The sequence below is a fragment of the Psychrobacter sp. PSi21 genome (assembly GCF_054960615.1).
Map to the genome: position 1 here is coordinate 150,309 of NZ_JBHNYR010000005.1, position 20,128 is coordinate 170,436.

A 20,128-nucleotide genomic window follows, 5' to 3' on the forward strand; every position below is an offset into this window, starting at 1 on the left:
ACATGCTTAGCATAGTATATAGTGTTCTAAAATCGTACTTTTACCAGCTATCAGAATAGCATCTCCGGCAGCTAATTGAACGGTTAAGTCTCAGTTGAATTTAAGCAATAATGAGAAAACTTGATAATACACACAAAGCAAAACCGCCAAGTCAGTTACTGATTTGGCGGTTTTTTAGACAAAAAGGGCAGATAATGAAAATGACAATTACATATAGTTTTCGATGCTTGGGCAAGAGCACATAAGGTTCTTGTCACCATAGACATCATCAATACGGGCAACACTTGGCCAAAACTTATTGTTGCGGATGTACGGTAGCGGGAATGCCGCAACATCACGGCTGTATGGATGCGTCCATTCACCATCGGTAATCATCGAGGCGGTGTGCGGCGCATTGACCAACGGATTGTCTGTCAATGTCCAACCATCCTCACCTGATTTGGCTTTGATGGCTTCGGCTTTGATAGCTTTCAAGGCACTGATAAAACGGTCTAATTCTTCAACTGATTCAGATTCTGTTGGCTCGATCATCAGCGTGCCAGCAACAGGGAAACTCATGGTTGGTGAGTGGAAACCGTAATCCATCAAGCGCTTAGCGATATCGCTTTCGGTGATGCCAGTCGCTTCTTTAAGCGGACGAATATCGATGATGCACTCGTGCGCCACTTGACCGTTTTTACCCGTATAGAGCACTGGGTAGGTGTCTTTGAGCTGTGCCGCAACATAGTTGGCGTTTAGCAGCGCAAGCTCAGTCGCTTTTAGCAAACCGTCACGACCCATCATGGCAATATACATCCATGAGATGGGCAAGATGCTGGCCGAACCATACGGCGCTGCTGATACTGCTGAACAGTCTTGTTGCGCGTTGTGTACTTGGCTGACGCTATGATTGGCCATGAACGGTGCTAGATGCGCCTGCATACCGATAGGGCCCATACCAGGACCACCGCCGCCGTGCGGGATACAAAAGGTTTTGTGCAAGTTCATATGCAGTACATCTGCGCCCACGTCGGCAGGCTGCATGATAGCGACCTGTGCGTTCATGTTTGCGCCATCCATGTAGACCTGACCGCCATGCTGATGAATCAGATCACAAATACCGCGAATGCCTTCTTCAAACACGCCATGCGTCGATGGATAGGTGATCATCAATGCGCCCAAATGCTCGCTGTATTCCTCACATTTGGTGGTCAGATCATCGACATCGACGTTACCGTTGTCATCGGTTTTGACCACAACCACTTTCATGCCCATCATCATCGCGGTAGCAGGGTTGGTACCATGCGCTGACTGAGGAATCAAACACACATCACGATCGGTCGCGCCTAGTGACGCATGATAACGACGAATGGCCAATAGGCCTGCGTATTCACCAGAGGCACCTGAGTTTGGCTGCATCGACACATCATCAAAACCTGTGATGGCCTTGAGCTGATCTTGCAAGCTGTCGATCATCTCGATGTAGCCGGTGACTTGGTCGCGCGGGGCAAACGGATGAACATTGGCAAATTCAGGCCAAGTGATCGGTAGCATCTCGCTGGTGGCATTGAGTTTCATGGTGCAGCTACCAAGCGAGATCATGCTGCGGTTCATTGCCAAGTCTTTGTCTTCTAATGACTTTAAGTAGCGTAGCATTTCATGCTCGGTGTGATGCGAGTTGAACACAGGATGGGTTAAGATATCATCGGTACGCAAGTGCGCGTCTGCCAATGACAACGTCGCCGCTTTTGGCAATGCTTGTGCTTTGTTAACAAACAACTGAGTCAATACCTGAAAATCGGTCTGGTCGCCGGTTTCGCTAAACGATACGCTCAATTTGGTGTCACTGATGCGCCACAAGTTATAGCCAAGATTGTCAGCATTGGCGAAGATTTGCGTGGCGAGAGATTCTGAGCCGCAATCGATAACTACCGTATCAAAAAACTGATCGTGTACCACGTTCAGCTCGCGGTTATCGCTATTACGGATGGCATCAGCAAAGGCTGTGGCAAAAGCGTGAATGCGGGTAGCAATACGCTTGACACCACTTGGCCCATGATAGACGGCATACATCCCAGCGAGATTGGCCAGTAATACTTGCGAGGTACAAATGTTAGAGTTGGCCTTTTCGCGGCGGATATGCTGCTCACGCGTTTGTAGTGCCATACGCAGAGCAGTGTTACCTTGTGCGTCTTTTGATACGCCAATGATGCGGCCAGGGGCTGAGCGTTTGGCCTTGTCAGAAAACGCAAAATAAGCGGCGTGCGGGCCACCAAAGCCCATAGGAATACCAAAGCGCTGGGTGCTACCAAGCGCCACGTCTGCACCCATGTCAGCTGGTGATTTGAGCAGTACCAAGCTCATGATGTCGCTGACAACGCTGACGTAGGTTTTGTTTTGTTTGACCGCACTGATCACGTCAGTTAGGTCTTGTACGTCGCCTTCCTTACCCACGTATTGGAATAGCGCACCGAAGTAATCGCCTGATTTGGCGGTGTCAAAATCACCGACCACCACCTCCCAACCAAAGTATTTGGCGCGGGTTTGGATAACGTCTAGGGTTTGCGGATAGACGCGCTCATCGACGAAATACTGTGTGGATTTACTTTTGCTTACCCGCTTTGACATTGCCATGGCTTCTGCCGCTGCCGTTGCTTCATCAAGTAGCGATGCGCCAGCCAGCTCCAGACCAGTTAAGTCAATACAGACTTGTTGGAAGTTGAGCAGTGCTTCTAGGCGACCTTGGGCGATTTCGGCTTGGTAAGGGGTGTAGGCGGTGTACCAGCCTGGGTTTTCGAGCACATTGCGCTGGATAACCGCAGGCATGCGTACAGGCGAGTAACCTTGTCCAATATAGCTTTTGTTCACCGTAATGTTGTCTGCCATGCCGCGTAGTTTGGCAAGGGCGGCGTGCTCACTCATCGCAGGCGGTAGATCAAGGTCTTTGTGCAAACGTACGGGCTCAGGTACGGTATCGCTGATAAAGCTTGCCATATCATCATAGCCAAGGTTGCTTAGCATGTCGGCCTGTTTGTCGTCATTGGAGCCTAGATGACGATAGATAAATTCAGCTTCATTGAACAAACCATCAAAGGTGTCGAACGTCGGTATTTGAGAAGTGGTCATGACAGTCCTTAAGAAATTCTATGATAAACGCGCTAAACACAACACACGCTGGAAGACAAATGGAAAAAAGGCGGCATGCGGACAACACCGCGCCCACGCACCATGCCAGATGATGCGGTTACTAAAGTATGAGATAGACGTTAGACGTAGAACACGCTTTGGCGCTGCGCAAAGCGAAACTGCTCATTATAGATGCCATTGTCCGCGCGTTCGCCTGCGCCTAGCATCATCACGATATGATGATCGTCGCCAAGACCCAGCAAGTCTTTCATGGCAGGCTCATCAAAGCCGCCCATCGGGCAGCTGTCAAAACCGTGAGCGCGCAGGGCCAGCATCAGATTTTCAGCCGCAAGGGCAGTATTGTTCGTCGCCCAGCCTTTGACGTCTTCAAAGGTATAGTAAGGCGACTTTATCGGGCCTTTGACGCGTCTGACCGCCTTTACAGCACTCCATTTGGCCGCCGACAATACATTGATAGGGCCACGTAAAAAGTCGAGAGTGACCACCTTGGTATAATAGTCTTTGACTTTTTTGGGTACAGGTTGCTGCGGATATTCGCGCAAAATTTGCCGCGCATGGTCGTGCCACGTGTCAGTACGGGCGACTACCGCGATTAAGCGCGCCGCCGTCTTGGCCGCATTTTGTCCCATGCAGTTTTTGACGGCTTGCTGGCGTGCCTCACTACTATCAATGACGTAAAACTCCCACGGCTGCAAGTTGCTTGAATTGGGCGCAAGCATGGCAAGGCGCAAACAATCGCTAAGCACCTCATCAGGAATGGGCGTATCGGTAAAGCGGCGCACAGAGCGGCGCGACTCGACGACTTCACAAAAGGCTTGCAACTGCGGTGTATAGGTTGGAGTTGCAAGCTGAGGGCTACCTGTTGATGTCACTGTGGTGTTACTTATAGCGCTTTTAGTATCTTGGGCTGGTGCATCACTGGCCACCCGATCACCTACAGCATGTTGCGCGTCTGCGCCGTCAGGGTGCTGGTCGTTCGTATGGGTATTGGTGTCACTCATATATGGCTCCAGACAAGATAGAAAAAGTGCTCAGATGATGCAACGTTATAAACAGGTCAGACTGTAGGGGTCATAGGCGCCGCTGATAACACCTATAACCATAAGCTGGCAAATCAAAAAGAGGGGCAGATACCAAAGTGGCTCTGATATCTGCAGTCCATCTGCATGACGATAATACGGCGGCACACAGATGAGGTATATCGTAAAGGGATAAGCGCGCCAAATGACACACGCGCCATATCACTGGATATTACAGCTCGTTTTGGTACTCTTCAGCACTCATCAGCTCTTCGTAGTCATCGACATTGAGCGGTTTGATTTTAAAGAACCAGCCATCGCCGTAAGGGTCTGAGTTGATGATTTCAGGATCGTCTTCTAGGCTTTCATTTACCTCGACAATTTCACCTGAGATGGGCGCGTATACATCAGACGCGGCTTTGACTGACTCAACCACAGAGATCTCGTCATCAACCGCGACGTTGTCGCCTACTTCTGGCAACTCAACGAAGACCACATCGCCAAGCAAATCCTGCGCATGATCGGTAATACCGACGGTGATGGTGCCATCTTCTTCTAGACGTAACCATTCGTGGCTGGCAACGTATTTTAATTCTGCTGGGACATGACTCATAAGAGACTCCTTTAGGGATAATAAACAAAGAACAAGAACAAAAATGACAAGGTCATCATAAGGGGTTGTCATTGATGCTTAAGCGGTATGTCGCTTAAGCATCAATCAGACACTATTCATGAAATATCGTCAAGACGAAAATCAGTCAAATTGCGCTTTGCCGTTACGGACAAAGGGCAGTTTTAGGACGCGCACATCGACAAATTTGCCTTTGCCGCGCAGATCAACTTGTACGTTATCGGCGTCACTGACGCTGGCAGGAATACGTGCGATGGCGATAGAGTGTTTAAGGCTAGGGGAGAAAGTGCCGCTGGTGATAATGCCTGTTTGCTCATTATCTGTGCCTTGATTGATGGTAACGACCATGCCTTCACGCAGCACGCCACGGGTGGTGAGTAGCAGGCCGACTTGCTTCATGGCAGTGCCATTGTCTTTGGCGTCTTGATGACGACTGACCATTGCTTGACGACCGACAAAATCACGCTCGTCTTTGAGCGCTAGTGTCCAGCCCATGCCGCACTCGTAAGGGCTGATGGTTTCATCCATATCGTGCCCGTATAGGTTCATGCCCGCTTCCATGCGCAAGGTATCGCGCGCGCCAAGGCCAGCAGGGCTCACGCCATTGGCTTTTAGGGTGTCAAAAAAAGCAGGCGCATCATCACCATGCATGATGACCTCGACGCCATCTTCACCGGTGTAACCTGTACGCGCCACAAACCAATCATCGCCTTCGATATCGGTCAAATCAGCACCGACAAACGGCTTGAGACCCGCTAATGTCTCTGCCCAGTTGGGTTTGGCTTGCGACAATTTTTCGATGGCATTAGGGCCTTGTACCGCCAGCATGGCAAGCTCTGGACGCTCGTTTAACTGAACATCAAAGCCTTCTGCAACGGTATTAAACTGGATCAGATCTTTTTCGCGGGTCGCGGCATTAGAGACGATACGGTAGGCGGTTTCCTCACTGTTCATCAGATAGACGATCAAGTCATCAATCACGCCGCCTTGCTCGTTGAGCATGCCTGAATATAAGGCTTTGCCGACCGTTTTGAGTTTGCTGACGTCATTGGCGAGTAGTTTGTGTAGCCACGCTTTGCTGTCTGCGCCTTTAACATCGACGACCACCATGTGTGAGACATCAAACATGCCTGCATCACTGCGCACGGCGTCATGTTCTTCGATTTGTGAGCCATAATGAATGGGCAATTCCCAACCAGAAAAATCGACCATTTTGCCGTCACTGTCAACATGAGACTGATAAAGCGGCGTGCGCTGAGGGGCTTGAGTGGTGGTATTGTCTTGTGCGTGAGTATCGGTCATAACAAATCCTTATGTAGATATCAACAGGCCGCTGTAAGCGCGTTGATGATATCAAATAATAATGGAGCACAATGTGAACTCAACCAGTTAAATCATTGAGATATCACTGCGGCAAAGGGTGACACAAAAAAACAAAGCGGTGTGCTGACACCAACGCAGCCGCGTCAATATCAGCAAAAGCCCCATCTGTCCTGTGACCTGAGATTTTCAACAGTTGCTACGCTAATGGCGGTATCAATGTGATGCGCGCTAAATATGGGTAGCCTGTTTTCTCCCCTTCGGTGGGTAAGTCGTCGTCCGTACTTACCACTCTCCAGATTTGTTATGCCGTTCTATGGAAGCTTGCAATGCGCAAGTATAAAGATAGAGGGCATGCGTTATTCAGTCCGTTTACCTGAGCGATTGGCAGGGTGGATGCGCCTTCGGTGGTTTTGTGCTCAAGCTGGCTGACACAATACATGTCGCAGCTGGTGACAAAACACTCTCCTGAAAAACGCTTTTATTATGAAAGGTTCATGGTTATTTTACAAGGCATCAAACCAAGGAATTGCGATAAATTTTGGAAATGATGGGTCTTTGGGGGTTGTTTTTCTGTGATTGCCCTCATAAATTGAGCACACTTAATGGCTTATTGAGTGATGACACGCATGATTTTGCGTGCCAAGCACAGTTATGATATGGCCTGATATCAGGTGCAGTAATCAGTATGAGCTATGGTAGATAGATCAAGACCAGTTGTCATTACCGAAACTTACTACTGGTCATCAGGCAAATTGTGCTAGGCTAAGCGCCAATAAGAAGCGTGCCCCGCACACTTAATACCGTCTTAATATCGTATAGTTACGAGTATTTTTTAGCGTTTGACAGGTTATTTTATGCATTGTGATATTTATAAGTTTCCCAAACATGATGACATGTATGTGTACATCGCCCGTCCTGATTATCCAGATGATACTGAGGAAGTCAGAGACTGGCTTGGTGTGTTACCAAAAGACTTTCGTGCAGGTTTAGGTCGCAGCCAGTTTGTCATGCATCTGGATTTGGCGGCAACGCCTACGCTTGCCCGTGTGGACAAAGCAGAGGTGCTAACAAAGCTGCAATCTCAAGGATATTTTGTGCAAATGCCGCCGCAAGAGGTGATGCGCCGTCAAGCTGAGCTGCGCGCTCGTGAAGCACAAGATAACAAATACCACTAAGCGCTACATAGTCGGCATGCATTTTGGCATAAAGTCGTGATAAACTAGCGACCTATTGGGTGTGCATACTGACTTGACGTTTTGGCAGCGATCCTTATCATCGCACTGCCTATCATATAAAAATGATAGATCAGCAAACGTCAGCTGGCACGCGACTTATGAATGCAGGTAGCTAAACACGCATGGATTGGTTAAAAAGTATTTTAAACTTCTTACCACTGGATACGCTCAGTGACATTCTCGGCGAGATTGTTATTTGGTGGAGTCAGATGGTCAAAAACGTACCACCCGCTGATTTGCCCATGTACGCCTATCTTGGCGGTACCATTGTGGTATTGGCACTTTGGGTGTTGGTGGCGCGTATATTGCCGCGTCCGCTTGGTGGTATGACGTGGATGGCTTTATTTGCAATACTGCTTGCACCTGGCACTGCACTTGATGATCCCAGCACGATGGCGCCTGCGAGCATCAGTGTCGTCTATGCAGTGATGATGAAAGATATGGCAGGCGCAGTATCCAACGCGATACCTGTACTGGTCGTGTTGGTACTTGGGCTGTTTATTGGCTTTATTTGGCAGCTGATACGCGGCGCTTTTGAATCCAGCTTGGATCAAGCCCGTCGCCGCAGCGCTGAAGACACCGCCGCTAATATGCAGCTGGCAGGTGGGAACTATATGGCAGAAAAAACGGTCGATGAGCCTGTGATACTGGAAAAAATCCCTGCCAAAGCAGACCCTGAGCCTGAGGTTGATCTGAATAAAGAAAGTTCAGCAAAAGACAAGGTCAAGGCCAAAATAAAAGGCTCAAGCAAGTAATCAATAGCGCCTGATACCAAAAAGACACCATAGCGTGTCTTTTTTTGTGCCTGACTTTTGGGTAGCGCTTGGTAGATAGCTGTTGGATCTATCGTCGTGGTGTGGTGACTGGGTTAAAAAAGTGCGACTTCATGAGTATTTTGGCAATGCGTCAGGCTGTGCTACTCTGATTTATCATCAAATTATTAAGCCCCTATGTTTCCAAAGTTTCCAAACCCCTAAATCGATAACCATTCACCTATAACAACAATCGAGACCTGATTATGAGTAAGCAAACCTTTACTGGTACCCAAAGCTACATCGCAACAGACGATTTACAACTGGCAGTCAATGCAGCCATGACCTTACAAAAACCACTTTTGATCAAAGGGGAGCCGGGTACGGGCAAAACTTTACTTGCTGAAGAAGTGGCTGAGAGCCTAGGCATGCCGTTGATCACATGGCACATCAAGTCGACGACTAAGGCCGAGCAAGGGCTCTATGAATACGATGCGGTATCGCGCCTGCGTGATTCGCAGTTGGGTGATGACAAGGTGTATGAGATTGGCAATTACATCAAACCCGGTAAGCTATGGGATGCTTTTACCAGCACTGAACGCAGCGTGCTACTCATCGATGAGATTGATAAAGCAGATATCGAGTTTCCCAATGACTTGCTGCATGAGCTGGATAAAATGTCGTTTTATGTATATGAGACGGGCGAGACCATTACCGCTGAGCAGCGTCCTGTGGTGATCATCACCTCAAACAATGAAAAAGAGCTGCCCGATGCGTTTTTGCGTCGTTGTTTTTTCCATTATATTGATTTCCCAGAAGAGCAGACCATGCGCCAAATTATCGAGGTGCATTTTCCCGATATTCAAGAAAAACTGGTCAACGATGCGCTGGATATCTTCTATAAACTGCGCAATATTAAAGGGCTTAAAAAGCCACCATCAACCTCTGAGCTGGTCGATTGGCTCACCTTATTACTCGCTGATGACATGGTGCAGGACGAGCTAGAAGAAAACTTACGTGGCGAAAAATCTATTCCGCCGCTGTATGGTGCGCTGCTCAAAAACGAAGCGGATGTCAATTTATTGCAGCGCTTTGCCAATATGATGCGTCGCTAAGCGTATCTAGGTGTTTAGTACTTTTTTCATCTTACGTCAATTAGTGGTGCGTCTCTTATGTTCATAAAACTATTCTATACCTTGCGGACTTACGGCGTACCAGTCAGTACGCGTGAGCTGCTTGATCTCAACGCGGCGTTAGATAAAGGGTTGATGATGCAGCCGCATCCTGAAGACCCGACACTGACGACTTTTGCGAGCCGTGATGACATGTATCGGTTAATTCGGCTGTGTATGGTCAAAGATGAGCGCCATTTTGACAAATTTGATCGCGCCATGGCGGATTACTTTGAGGGCGTGGATAGCCTCGATATGGATGCGCTGCTGGCGAAGCTGACGGATGTGCCCAAAGAGTGGCTGGATCTAAAGCTCGATCCCAAAAACCTGACTGAAGAGCAAAGACGCCTGCTCAAAAAATACGGCTCGCTAGAGGAGCTGATGAAGGCGTTAGAAGAACGGCTAAAAGAGCAAAAAGACCGCCATCAAGGGGGCAACAAATGGGTAGGGACGGGCGGCACCTCGCCATTTGGCGCTTATGGCGATCACCCAGAAGGGATACGTGTTGGCGGAGAGTCGCGTAAACGCAGCGCGGTCAAGGTCTGGGAGCAGCGCAAATATCGCAATCTCGATGATGACAATCAGCTAGGCACGCGCCAAATTCAGATGGCACTACGTAATCTGCGCCAATTTGCGCGCACAGGCAGTGCCGATGAGCTCGATATTTATGAGACCATCAAACGCACCGCCAAAAAAGGTGTGCTGGATATCCATATGCAAGCGGAACGCCGTAACCGTGTCAAAGTGTTGATGCTGTTCGATGTGGGCGGCAGTATGGATGTCCATGTCGAGGCGCTCGAAAAGCTATTTTCGGCGGCAAAAAATGAGTTTAAGACGCTAGAGTTTTTTTACTTCCATAACTGCTTGTATGACTATGTGTGGAAGGATAATAACCGCCGCCACAGTGTGCCAATGACCACATTTGATCTGCTCAATACTTATGGACGAGAGTATCGGGTTATCTTCGTTGGTGATGCGTCGATGTCACCTTATGAGCTGATGACTGTCGGCGGTAGTGTCGAATACAGAAATAATGAAGCGGGGATTGTCTGGCTCAAGCGGGTGCTGAATCATTTTGACAAAGTGGCGTGGCTCAATCCTGAAACCCCAAGCTATTGGCCGTACACACAAACCATCGTGGAGATTAAAAAACTGTTTGAAGATAAGATGTATCCGATGACTCTACATGGTGTTGAAGAGATGACCCAATATATGGCGCGGTAGTATAACTTTCTACTCAGTGGCTAAAAACATTTGCTTACTTATCAAACAATTACTAATGATTACTAAAGCATCGACTTTCACATTATTTATTGCTACAGTAATTTTGATTTTAGTGTCTGCTGCATGGCTTTGCAGAGCGCTTTTACCCTCGCTCATGCTTTACCCTTGTTTTATATGTGACGTATTTATACCCTGACCTCAAGAGCTATCCGAGACCCGTTATGATGTTAAAAAAGCAATATCTGGCCATCCTACCTGTGTTATTTGCCGCAGGCTGCGCCACTCAGTCAACTGTTCAACAACAAAAGCCTGTTCGTTATGGCAATGTAGAAATCACCGAAAACCAAACGGTACAGGTTAAGCCCAAGCCCGTCGTGGTGCCGCCAAAACCTGTGACGCCCGCCCCAAAGCCAAGCTACAGCAGCTTTGAAGATTGGAAGGCAGACTTTTCAAGACGTGCCATTATACAAGGCTATAACGCATCAGATGTGCAGCGTTTATTAGCATCAGCGTCGCTTAAGAGCAGTGTCATCTCGCTCGATGCTGGTCAGCCTGAGTTTTCTAAAATGCCATGGGAGTATGCTGATTCAGCCGTATCTGATGGTCGCGTGAGCCGTGGTAAGAGCAAATTTGCTGAGCAGCGTTCATACTTGTCAGGGCTTGAGTCACGCTATGGGGTTAACGCCGAGATTGTGGCTGCAATATGGGGTATGGAGTCGGCCTATGGCGCCGTTACTGGCAGCAGTTATTTGCCCAGTGCGCTGGCAAGTCTTGCTTATGACGGTCGCCGTCAGGCGTTTGCTGAAAAACAGCTGTTGTCTTTAATGACCTTATTGCAGCGCGGTGATGTGTCGTGGTCGCAGCTTGAAGGCTCATGGGCAGGCGGTATGGGTCAAACGCAGTTTATCCCTGGGACGTGGTTACAAGAAGGGGTAGATGGTGATTACAATGGGCATAAAAACCCATGGTCAACGGCCGATGCGCTGGCCTCAACCGCCAGCTATCTGAGCAACTCAGGTTGGGTGCGTGGTTTGGCTCCTTTTTATGAAGTGACCATTCCAGCAGGGTTTGATTATTCAGTAGTCGGTACCAAGCAGTCGGCGGCGTATTGGGCCTCGGCAGGCATCGATACCATTGATGATGTGTATCTTGATGCTGGCACGCCGATGGAGCTGTGGTTACCAGCAGGCAAAGACGGCCCTGCGCTGCTTTTGAGCAAAAACTTCGATGTCATTAAAGTGTACAACAATTCATCAAGCTATGCGCTTGGCGTCAGCTTGCTGGGCAAAGCGATTGCTGGACAAAGTGGTCTGCGCAAATCATGGCCGCGCTATGAGCAGCCGTTATCAACGGCGCAGGTCACGCGCTTGCAGCAGCGTTTGACTCGTGCAGGTTATGATACCAAGGGCGCAGATGGCATCATCGGTACCAATACCAAAAAGGCATTCCAAAACTGGCAAAAAGACAATGGTCAAACGCCAGATGGCTTTATCAGTCAGCGTAGCGCGGCGTCTTTGGCATCGTGGTGAAAGGGTGAGGGCGCGCTGTTGCAGTTGGTCAAAAGTTTAACCCGTTATATTGAGTCTTTGTTTTAGATGGTGTGGGCGGCATAACAGTGGAGAGAAACTGTTATGCCGCCTTAATTTGATAGCTTTTAGAAGTGACTTGAGACATATAGAAAGAACAGGCGTGTCACATACTTGCGTGTAAGCAAGATTTTACAACTTCAAGCCTAATCTTTTCTGATGGCTCAAGTATTCCATTTAGCCAAAAATCGTTATCTAATTTATCTGTATGGCTTTCAGTTTCTCTCCAGCGCTCTTTTTTAGAACCAAAATCTTTTAACCTAATTAAGGTATGGTTCTTTTTCTCATCCTTGCTAAGCATCGCCTCAGGAACCCAGCCGTTTATAGTTATTGTATGGTTTGAATTAAAATCAATATCAAAATTCAACCAATACTGAGTTTCATCGCCTTTATCCGATAAATATCTCAATACACAATTATTCTTACAACGAGAAACGAATCCATCTGTGGATTTTAAAAAATACCAAGTTAAGTCCAGTAGCTCTCGACAACGTTCAATATTGGGCGGTGATGCATCATTATGCTCAATATCATTCCTAATAGTCATTAGCTGCTTTAACATATAAGGTCGAACCAAATCTAAAGACTCTAAGTATTCCAGATATCCCTTTGGTGAATCAGACGAAGCAATTTTCTTGAGGGAATAAACGTATTCTATAAATTTAAGCCTTTGGTTTAGACAGCGTTTTAAATTGGATACGATGTCTACGCGATTAAACTCGTTTGCATCGCCTGCTGCAATTAGTTCAGCATGTTGCCACAGTTTGTAGGCTTTGAGGCGATCTTCTACGCTGGTATAACTAGAAAATTGCATTTCAGCGTACCAGTGTAAAAACGAATTACTCAACCAAATGCAATTTTTTTCCATATCATGTTGCTCATGTTTTTTGACTACTTTTGCAACTGATTATACAGTCATATTTATAAAATACACCACACCAATGCTTTTTAGATGAGGGATAGCTTGGTTGCATACTACTGACGCCTTATTCAGTATCTTAAAAATTGATAGTCAGCCTGAAAAACAATAACAATACCCACTACGGATCAACCATAGTGGGTACTGATGAACATTCAGAATGACGTATTGATCCGTTACTCTTTTGCCCGCTTGTTATCCAGTATCAGAGCCTTTAACAAGCTGATCGCCATGAGGATAATGATAAAGGAGAAGGGGATGGCCGCGACCATCATTGCCGAGGTAATCGCATCCAGACCACCTGCCAAGATCAGCGCTCCGATAACGGCGGTGAGTGCCACACTCCAGACGATGATGTGTTTACGGCTGTTTTCGACCTGTACTTTACCTGCGGCATTGACCATATTGATGACCAGTAACGCCGAGTCCGCAGACGTAATCAGATAGGTGAGGAGCAGCACTACCACCATGCAAGACAACGCGCCCGCCATCGCAGGGTCGAGCATAAAGCCAATGATGTCAAACAGTTGCGCGGTCAAGCCTGAATTATAAATCTGACCACCAGCGACGCCGCTTAATTCTAAATCAATACCCGTACCGCCGATAAAAGAGAACCAAATAAATAAGGTCAAGCTCGGTGCAACAATACCAATCAAGCCAAACTCGCGGATGGTACGGTTTTTAGAAATACGCGCTAAGAACATGCCGACAAAGGGCGCAAACGCAATCCACCATGCCCAGTAAAACACGGACCAGCTGGTTTGCCACGTACCAAGCTCGGTATTGGGATCCCACACGGTAAACATCATCGCAGGCAAATGAATGACGTAAGAAAAGATACCTTTGCCCAGCATCTCAAGCGCAAACATTGACGCGCCAAACACTAAGAAAAAGGTCAAGAGCAAGAACGACAGCACCATGTTGATGTTACTGAGCCATTTTACCCCGCGTCCCACACCAGACAGCGCTGATACCATAGATAAGCACATCACCACGAATAAAGACAACAGTAGCGCGCCTGTGGTGGGTTCAGGGCTGGCGGGGTCGGTTACCAGCCACGTGATACCCGTGATGCTGTATAAGCCTGAGGCAAAAGAGCTAAGACCAATACCAATGGTTTGGGCAATACCAAAGATGGTAGCAATCACTGCTGAAATATCAATAATGTTGCCCAACGGCCCTTCCAGCGTACGCCCAAATAATGGCGTGAGGGCGGAGCGCATGGTCAAGGGCAGATTGCGCGAGTAACAAAAGAACGCCAAACAAATCCCGACCAGACTGTAGGTCGCCCATGCGTGAATGCCCCAGTGAAAGAATGAATAACGGTAAGCGGCATCGAGTGCGGCTTCGGTCTTGGGGACGACAATACCATCAAGCGCAGGTATGGTATTGGCTGCCACTTGAGACTGATAAAGGGCAAAAACATCCGCATCTTGGGGAATCGCAATATTATTGCTACTCAATGAGGCAACAATCATATCTTTGGCCATGATGGTGTCGGGGTTGTTAGCGAAATGCCACAGCGGTTCGGCCGCGCTGTAGGTCAACACGCCAATACCAATACCTGCCCCAAAAATCATCGAAAACCAAGAAAAGTTGGAAAATTCAGGCTTGCCATTGGGGTCTGAGCCGAGCTTGGTTTTGCCGAATGATGGCCAGCAGATCACCACCAAACACACCACCACATAGAAGGCCATCGAGTAGGTGTAGTAACTGTTCAAGTTGGTAAATGACCAGTTCTTCATGGCTTCTAAAATGGCACCAGAGTTTTCAATATCGCTTAAAATCCAGATGACGACCAGCGTTACCAAGATTTTGGATGTTACTGTGACTGAACGATTAAAACCCTTATAAAATCCCTTGTCATGGGTTTTGATGTTCAGCTCTTTGATCGGGGGACGAATAGGCATAGTGTTTTCCTCAAAATGCAACGTTCCTTATTGCATTTGCTTGATTGACTACCGCATGACGAATGGATTGGCCATTGGCTCTGCCGAAATGTTAATCCATGTCGTTTTGGTACGTGTGTATTCCAGTACTGAGTCACTGCCTGCTTCGCGACCATAACCCGATTGATTGTAGCCCCCAAATGGTGAGATGGGAGAGACAGCGCGGTACGTGTTGATCCAGCAGATACCTGCCTTGATTTGCTGCGACACGCGGTGGGCGCGGGCAAGGTTTTGGGTAAACACCCCTGAGCCGAGGCCGTATACGCTATCGTTCGCCATGGCGATGGCTTCTTCTTCGGTATCAAAAGCGACCAATGACATCACAGGGCCAAACATCTCGACGGTTTGGGTCTCGATGTCGGTGTTTGGGCACTCGACTAGGGTCGGACAAAAGTAATTGCCGTTGGCCAGCTCAGGGTCGGTCGGTGCCTGACCACCAAAACGAATGGTCGCACCTTGTTCAGTGGCCTTAGCCAACGTGTCTTTGATGCGATTGACTTGCGCCTTGGTACACAAAGGGCCGACGTGGGTACTGGCATCAAGCGGATTGCCAATGACGATGTCTTTGGCTTTTTCTTCGATACGTTTGATGATCTCAGGCAAAATGCTGCGTTGTATAAAACCGCGAGAGCCTGCGACGCATGACTGTCCAGACGCACCAAAGTTACCCGCGATTAAGCCATTGGCTGCACTTTCCAAATCGGTATCTTCAAAGACAATAATGGGCGATTTTCCGCCAAGCTCAAGGCTGGTGACCGCAAAGCTGTTGGCGGAGTTTCTGACCACGTGACGCGCTGCTTCTGGCCCACCCGTAAAGGCGATTTTGTCAATATCAGGGTGACTGGTCAGCGGAATGGCGCAGTTTTGTGCGTCCCCTGTGATGACCGAGACCACGCCTTTTGGAAAGCCTGCTTGCTCAATCAGTTCGGCAAAGACAAACATCGGACATGGTGCCATCTCTGAAGCTTTCAAAATAATGGTACAGCCAGCTGCCAGCGCAGGGCCGAGCTTGGTCGCGGTCAAAAACATCTGCGCGTTCCAAGGGACGACCGCTGCCACCACGCCAATCGGCTCGCGGCGGGTAAAGACGTGCATGTCAGGCTTGTCAATCGGTAGGGTTGCGCCTTCGATTTTGTCGGCAAGCCCTGCATAGTAGCGATAATAATCGCCCACATAGCGGGTCTGCGAGATGGTCTCATGCGCCAGCTTACCGCTGTCGGTGGTTTCGATCTGTCCGAGTCGCTCGGCGTTTTGCTCGACCAGCTCCGCCAAGCGGTACAGCAGTTTGCCGCGATTGGTGGGGCTCATCTTTGCCCATTCTGGGTTGTTTAGTGCGGCGCGTGCGCCTTGTACCGCGCGTTCGACATCGTCGGCATCGGCGCACGCAAACGTCGCCCATGCGTCACCTGTCGCAGGATTGATGGTATCTAGACGCTGGTTGCTGCTGCCTTCGCACCATTCTCCGTTGATGTAGAGTTGATAATGAGGCTTCGTCATGGGGATTCTCCTGATAATAGGGGTAAGCTACTCAGTCCTTACTCGCGCAAGAACTGAGATGTATACGATTAGGCAAAGGCAGGCATCACATCGTTAATAAAACGCTGTAGTGAGGCGCGCTTTTGCTCATGACTCATGCTGGTATCAATCCAAAATGAGAACTCATCATAGCCTAGTGCTTCATAATATTTGAGCTTTTCAATGACGGTATCAGCCGTACCGATGGGCATATTCGCTAGCATTTTTTCAGGCGCGTACATGTCGATGGCAGCCATTTCTGCTTCGCTGAGCGGCTCGATGATGCCTTGATGAATGGGGCGCTCGTTTTTAAACCATGCGCCAAAATGACAATAAAAGCGACTGATAGATTGTGCTGCTTCTGCAACATCGTCTGCATTACTGCCGACATAGCCATGTTGTAACAGCATGATTTTTGGGGTTTTGCCCTCACCATGCGCGGCTTTGGCGTCATTAAAGCGCTGCATTAAGGTCTCAATCTCTTCAACACCTTGCCATAGCGGGGTGACTTGGACATTACAGCCGTTTTCGATGGCGAAGTTGTGGCTGTTGGGATCACGGGCGGCAATCCACATCGGCACGCCACCTTGCTGCAAGGGTTTGGGTGCAGAGGTGGTCTTTGGAAACTGAAAGAACTTGCCATTATGGACGTAGTCGCCTTGCCACAGCTCTTTGACCGCAGGCACCAGCTCGCGCATACGGCCGCCTGCTTCCATCGCGTCCATACCAGGCATCATACGCTCGTATTCAAAGTTATATGCGCCGCGCGCAATGCCCAGCTCAAGGCGACCTTTGGTGATGATGTCAGTCATCGCGGCTTCGCCCGCTAAGCGAATCGGATGCCAAAACGGCGCGATAACTGTACCTGTGCCCAAGCGCACATTTTGCGTGTGGTTGGCCAAGTCAATAAGGTTTAAAAAAGGATTGGGCGCGATGGTGAAGTTCATCCCATGATGCTCACCTGTCCAGACAGCGTGCATGCCGCCTTGGTCAGCGATCTGTGCCAGCTCAATAAAATCTTTATACAGCTGCTCGTAGGTTTGCGACTCGTCTGTACGTTCCATGTGTAGAAATAATGAAAATTTCATAGTGTCAGTCCTTTGCTATAGGGTAGTACGGTGTTTGGTATTGCCATCTTACGGGTTGTTGTGTTTACTGTTTTGCTTACGGTTATGACAAGTATGGTCGCTAAATGCAGGTGTGGTTAATGCACTTTGCCCGTATCCTCTTTACCGACATAGACGCCATACAAACCGTTTTTGCTCTCGGTCATATAGCGCGTCATCATCGACTGTATCGCTGAGGTGGCAAAGGTGTGCTCGGTGAGCGCTTCAATGGGCACGTAGTTGCCCAGCCCTTTGGTGTCATCATTGGTCGCGGTGGCGCGGTAGACGATATAGTTGTTATGGGTTTTGCTGTTTTCATAAATGGAGAATACCGCTCCCAGCTGCGCATCAATGCCGTGCTCATTCAGGAATTGCTCAATGGTGCTGACCGCGTTGGTATTGTCGTCGGTCATTAGGCTTGGCAAGGCCGCTTTGCCGTCATGTTCGCTCAGCAGTACTTTGCCTTCATGCTCGATAATCACCCCGACATTGACGTGTGGTTGCTGGACGCTGATTTCTGCCGCTTCGCGTTCCATGCCCAGACTAAAATATCCCCCAGCAGAATAGCCTAAGCCATGTCCTTCACGAGAGGCAAAATCCAGCACTTCGCCAACCAATAAATGATGGTCGCCTGCTTCGATATTGCGATCGGTTTTACAAGAAAAATGCGTCAGGGCACCTGCAATAATGGGATTGCCATGCGTGTCGGTATGCCAGTCAATCTGTCCAAAGCGGTCGTCTTTTGAGCCTGCAAAGATATTGGAGATGTGCTGCTGATCTTCGCTTAAGATGTTGACCGCAAAGTGACTACAGGTGGCAAACACATCAAAGCTGGATAAAAACTTAGACGGACAAACCAGCAGTAAGGGCGGCTCAAGCGACACAGAGGTAAACGAGTTGGCGGTAAAGCCAACAGGCTGACCATCGTCGGTCATGGCGGTAATCACTGTCACCCCAGTCATAAAGCTGCCAAAGGCTTTGCGGAGCATTTTTGGGTCAATTGGTGTCATGGGAACCTCGTGTTTGATTGGGCGTGCATCATCAAGCGTGCGGTTCGCTGGTGAGTCACACTGCGTAAAAAATGTCGCCAAAGCTGCATTGACAGCACTGGCATGAGTCATCTGAGTCATGTGCCGTGCGTCAGGCACGATGACGGCGTTGGCGTTGGGCAGCAGTTCAGCCATGCGCCGTGACATCTCAGGGCTGGAGTTGGCGTCCAGCTCACCTGTAAGCAGCAGGGCAGGGACGGCGATGGTCTGCAAATCGGTTGCGCTGATGCCGCGCAGCTTGGCAAACATCTGATAGGCGCGGGCATAACCAAGGCGATTGCCTTTCTCCAGCCACAAACGGCACAGATCCGCCTCGGTCTGATACTGCGGATTGCCCGCAAACCAGCGCGCAATAGGGCGCTCGCTGACGTCTTGATCAAGGTCATCAAGGAGCGACTGCGCGCGTCTTTGCACCTCTTTTGCTGCCGCATCAGGACGGTCGTAAATGGCATTGAGCGCTGCCACACCGCGTACCGCGCTTGGATAGCTGATCGCCAATTGGAGCGCAGTCATTGCGCCAAGCGAATGACCAACGAGGATGACAGGCTTGCCAATCACGGTCTGAATAAAGCCATGTATCGCCGTGGCAAAATCCGTGAGCGTCACGGTATTGGCCTGCAAAAGGGCGCTGTCGCCATGGCCTGGCATATCGAGCGCATAGCAGTGATAGCCAGCAGCAAACGCAGGCAACTGCGCAAGCCAGCTCTCGGTGCGTAGGCCGACACCGTGGATAAACACAACAGGCACCGCGTCGTCATGAGTGTTGTCATTGTCATAATAGGCAATGCCGTTTGCGATGTTGCGAGACCATTCCATGGTGAACTGCTCCTTATACGTGATACTTAAACGGCGGCTGGATTGTTCAAATCATGACCCAGATTTTTGAGATCTTGATAACGGTCACCAATGCGGTGGTGCGGACGACCCCCTGTCGCCCCGCCTAAAACGATGACCACTTCGTCATCACGCGGCGCGTCAGGAATGGCAAATTGAATGGTGAGATAATGTGAGCGGCGGCCTGCGTCATCTTTGTCCATGAGCGGCACCATGATGGGCGTGTTGGCCGTACCACGGGTATTGGTAAAGGACAGATAGCTGCTGGCAGATAGCGCTTCGCGGTAAAAGTTACCAAAATGTAGGGTATGAATCAGACCTGAGGCATGTTCGATTTCGCCGTTTAGACCCACAACAGCGGCTTTACCATAAGCTTGGATTTTGTCCGCGCCGCCTGCAACCTCGATGATTTTATCGGTCAACAATTTACCAAGTACGGGCGCAAAGGCTTTGATTTCAGGCTGTAAGTCTTCGACATAGCGTCCTGCCCATGGGTTGGTGACTATCGCTGCTACCGCAAACATGCGTAATGGCGTGTCGGCAGATTTGTAACCCTCGATGAGCGTTTCTTCCTCAAAAGTGACGATTTTTCTGATTTCTAGCTGTGACATAAAAGCGCTTCCTTTAGGTGTAGGGTAATTCCATATCTTCTTGGTATACCATAATACTATATTCGGTAAATTACCAG

General features: G+C 49.0%; 15 protein-coding genes and 2 riboswitches. Of the genes, 5 read left to right on the forward strand and 10 right to left on the reverse strand.

Translation table 11 applies throughout. From position 1 onward, the window contains the following. Window positions 1-207: 207 nt before the first annotated feature. From gcvP to gcvT, 4 genes are all read right to left on the reverse strand, one after another. A complete protein-coding gene (gcvP, locus tag ACFI32_RS05305; protein WP_462625462.1) occupies window positions 208-3,105 on the reverse strand; it encodes an aminomethyl-transferring glycine dehydrogenase in 2,898 nt (965 codons plus the stop codon). Between the two features lie 140 nt (window positions 3,106-3,245). Continuing rightward, a complete protein-coding gene (locus ACFI32_RS05310) occupies window positions 3,246-4,127 on the reverse strand; it encodes a nitroreductase family protein (protein ID WP_462625463.1) in 882 nt (293 codons plus the stop codon). Window positions 4,128-4,377: 250 nt separating this feature from the next. Beyond that, the gene (gene gcvH / locus ACFI32_RS05315; RefSeq protein WP_462625464.1) at window positions 4,378-4,758 is read right to left on the reverse strand and encodes a glycine cleavage system protein GcvH; all 381 of its coding nucleotides are present in this window, start codon (window positions 4,756-4,758) and stop codon (window positions 4,378-4,380) included. 141 nt (window positions 4,759-4,899) lie between these two features. Next, entirely contained in the window at window positions 4,900-6,078 is a 1,179-nt protein-coding gene (gcvT, locus tag ACFI32_RS05320; protein ID WP_462625465.1) for a glycine cleavage system aminomethyltransferase GcvT, read from the reverse strand. A gap of 176 nt (window positions 6,079-6,254) precedes the next feature. Continuing rightward, window positions 6,255-6,405, reverse strand: a riboswitch (glycine riboswitch). A gap of 45 nt (window positions 6,406-6,450) precedes the next feature. Next, window positions 6,451-6,577: riboswitch (glycine riboswitch) on the reverse strand. 376 nt (window positions 6,578-6,953) lie between these two features. Here gcvT and ACFI32_RS05325 point away from each other — a divergent pair. The 5 genes from ACFI32_RS05325 (at window position 6,954) to ACFI32_RS05345 (ending at window position 12,011) form a co-directional block, all read left to right on the forward strand. Next, window positions 6,954-7,274: a YcgL domain-containing protein gene (locus tag ACFI32_RS05325; protein ID WP_462625466.1), complete on the forward strand. Its 321-nt coding sequence runs from the start codon at window positions 6,954-6,956 to the stop codon at window positions 7,272-7,274. A gap of 182 nt (window positions 7,275-7,456) precedes the next feature. Further along, entirely contained in the window at window positions 7,457-8,089 is a 633-nt protein-coding gene (locus ACFI32_RS05330) for a hypothetical protein (protein WP_462625467.1), read from the forward strand. A 263-nt stretch (window positions 8,090-8,352) separates the two neighbouring features. Next, on the forward strand, window positions 8,353-9,201 hold the full coding sequence (locus ACFI32_RS05335; protein WP_462625468.1) for an AAA family ATPase: 849 nt from the start codon (window positions 8,353-8,355) through the stop codon (window positions 9,199-9,201). Between the two features lie 57 nt (window positions 9,202-9,258). Then, on the forward strand, window positions 9,259-10,482 hold the full coding sequence (locus tag ACFI32_RS05340; RefSeq protein ID WP_462625469.1) for a vWA domain-containing protein: 1,224 nt from the start codon (window positions 9,259-9,261) through the stop codon (window positions 10,480-10,482). Between the two features lie 221 nt (window positions 10,483-10,703). Then, window positions 10,704-12,011 carry a lytic murein transglycosylase gene (locus ACFI32_RS05345; protein ID WP_462625470.1) on the forward strand — a complete coding sequence of 436 codons (1,308 nt, stop codon included), beginning with the start codon at window positions 10,704-10,706 and terminating at the stop codon, window positions 12,009-12,011. A gap of 163 nt (window positions 12,012-12,174) precedes the next feature. Here ACFI32_RS05345 and ACFI32_RS05350 read toward each other — a convergent pair whose 3' ends face one another. The 6 genes from ACFI32_RS05350 to ACFI32_RS05375 all read right to left on the reverse strand — a co-directional run bounded on the left by ACFI32_RS05350 (window position 12,175) and on the right by ACFI32_RS05375 (window position 20,051). Continuing rightward, the gene (locus tag ACFI32_RS05350; protein WP_462625471.1) at window positions 12,175-12,936 is read right to left on the reverse strand and encodes a hypothetical protein; all 762 of its coding nucleotides are present in this window, start codon (window positions 12,934-12,936) and stop codon (window positions 12,175-12,177) included. Window positions 12,937-13,163: 227 nt separating this feature from the next. Further along, the gene (locus ACFI32_RS05355) at window positions 13,164-14,897 is read right to left on the reverse strand and encodes a BCCT family transporter (RefSeq protein WP_462625472.1); all 1,734 of its coding nucleotides are present in this window, start codon (window positions 14,895-14,897) and stop codon (window positions 13,164-13,166) included. A gap of 48 nt (window positions 14,898-14,945) precedes the next feature. Beyond that, window positions 14,946-16,433 carry an aldehyde dehydrogenase gene (locus ACFI32_RS05360; RefSeq protein WP_462625473.1) on the reverse strand — a complete coding sequence of 496 codons (1,488 nt, stop codon included), beginning with the start codon at window positions 16,431-16,433 and terminating at the stop codon, window positions 14,946-14,948. 68 nt (window positions 16,434-16,501) lie between these two features. Further along, window positions 16,502-17,539 (reverse strand): LLM class flavin-dependent oxidoreductase, encoded by a 1,038-nt coding sequence (locus tag ACFI32_RS05365; RefSeq protein ID WP_462625474.1) that lies wholly within the window; start codon window positions 17,537-17,539, stop codon window positions 16,502-16,504. Between the two features lie 116 nt (window positions 17,540-17,655). After that, entirely contained in the window at window positions 17,656-19,422 is a 1,767-nt protein-coding gene (locus tag ACFI32_RS05370) for an alpha/beta fold hydrolase (protein WP_462625475.1), read from the reverse strand. Window positions 19,423-19,448: 26 nt separating this feature from the next. After that, the gene (locus tag ACFI32_RS05375; protein WP_462625477.1) at window positions 19,449-20,051 is read right to left on the reverse strand and encodes an amino acid synthesis family protein; all 603 of its coding nucleotides are present in this window, start codon (window positions 20,049-20,051) and stop codon (window positions 19,449-19,451) included. Window positions 20,052-20,128 lie beyond the last annotated feature (77 nt).

What these genes read in the sequence shown, in the direction of transcription:
- gcvP (WP_462625462.1), bottom strand. Translation starts at nt 3,105, where the DNA reads ATGACCACTTCTCAAATACCGACGTTCGACACCTTTGATGGTTTGTTC.
- ACFI32_RS05310 (WP_462625463.1), bottom strand. Translation starts at nt 4,127, where the DNA reads ATGAGTGACACCAATACCCATACGAACGACCAGCACCCTGACGGCGCA.
- gcvH (WP_462625464.1), bottom strand. Translation starts at nt 4,758, where the DNA reads ATGAGTCATGTCCCAGCAGAATTAAAATACGTTGCCAGCCACGAATGG.
- gcvT (WP_462625465.1), bottom strand. Translation starts at nt 6,078, where the DNA reads ATGACCGATACTCACGCACAAGACAATACCACCACTCAAGCCCCTCAG.
- ACFI32_RS05325 (WP_462625466.1), top strand. Translation starts at nt 6,954, where the DNA reads ATGCATTGTGATATTTATAAGTTTCCCAAACATGATGACATGTATGTG.
- ACFI32_RS05330 (WP_462625467.1), top strand. Translation starts at nt 7,457, where the DNA reads ATGGATTGGTTAAAAAGTATTTTAAACTTCTTACCACTGGATACGCTC.
- ACFI32_RS05335 (WP_462625468.1), top strand. Translation starts at nt 8,353, where the DNA reads ATGAGTAAGCAAACCTTTACTGGTACCCAAAGCTACATCGCAACAGAC.
- ACFI32_RS05340 (WP_462625469.1), top strand. Translation starts at nt 9,259, where the DNA reads ATGTTCATAAAACTATTCTATACCTTGCGGACTTACGGCGTACCAGTC.
- ACFI32_RS05345 (WP_462625470.1), top strand. Translation starts at nt 10,704, where the DNA reads ATGATGTTAAAAAAGCAATATCTGGCCATCCTACCTGTGTTATTTGCC.
- ACFI32_RS05350 (WP_462625471.1), bottom strand. Translation starts at nt 12,936, where the DNA reads ATGGAAAAAAATTGCATTTGGTTGAGTAATTCGTTTTTACACTGGTAC.
- ACFI32_RS05355 (WP_462625472.1), bottom strand. Translation starts at nt 14,897, where the DNA reads ATGCCTATTCGTCCCCCGATCAAAGAGCTGAACATCAAAACCCATGAC.
- ACFI32_RS05360 (WP_462625473.1), bottom strand. Translation starts at nt 16,433, where the DNA reads ATGACGAAGCCTCATTATCAACTCTACATCAACGGAGAATGGTGCGAA.
- ACFI32_RS05365 (WP_462625474.1), bottom strand. Translation starts at nt 17,539, where the DNA reads ATGAAATTTTCATTATTTCTACACATGGAACGTACAGACGAGTCGCAA.
- ACFI32_RS05370 (WP_462625475.1), bottom strand. Translation starts at nt 19,422, where the DNA reads ATGGAATGGTCTCGCAACATCGCAAACGGCATTGCCTATTATGACAAT.
- ACFI32_RS05375 (WP_462625477.1), bottom strand. Translation starts at nt 20,051, where the DNA reads ATGTCACAGCTAGAAATCAGAAAAATCGTCACTTTTGAGGAAGAAACG.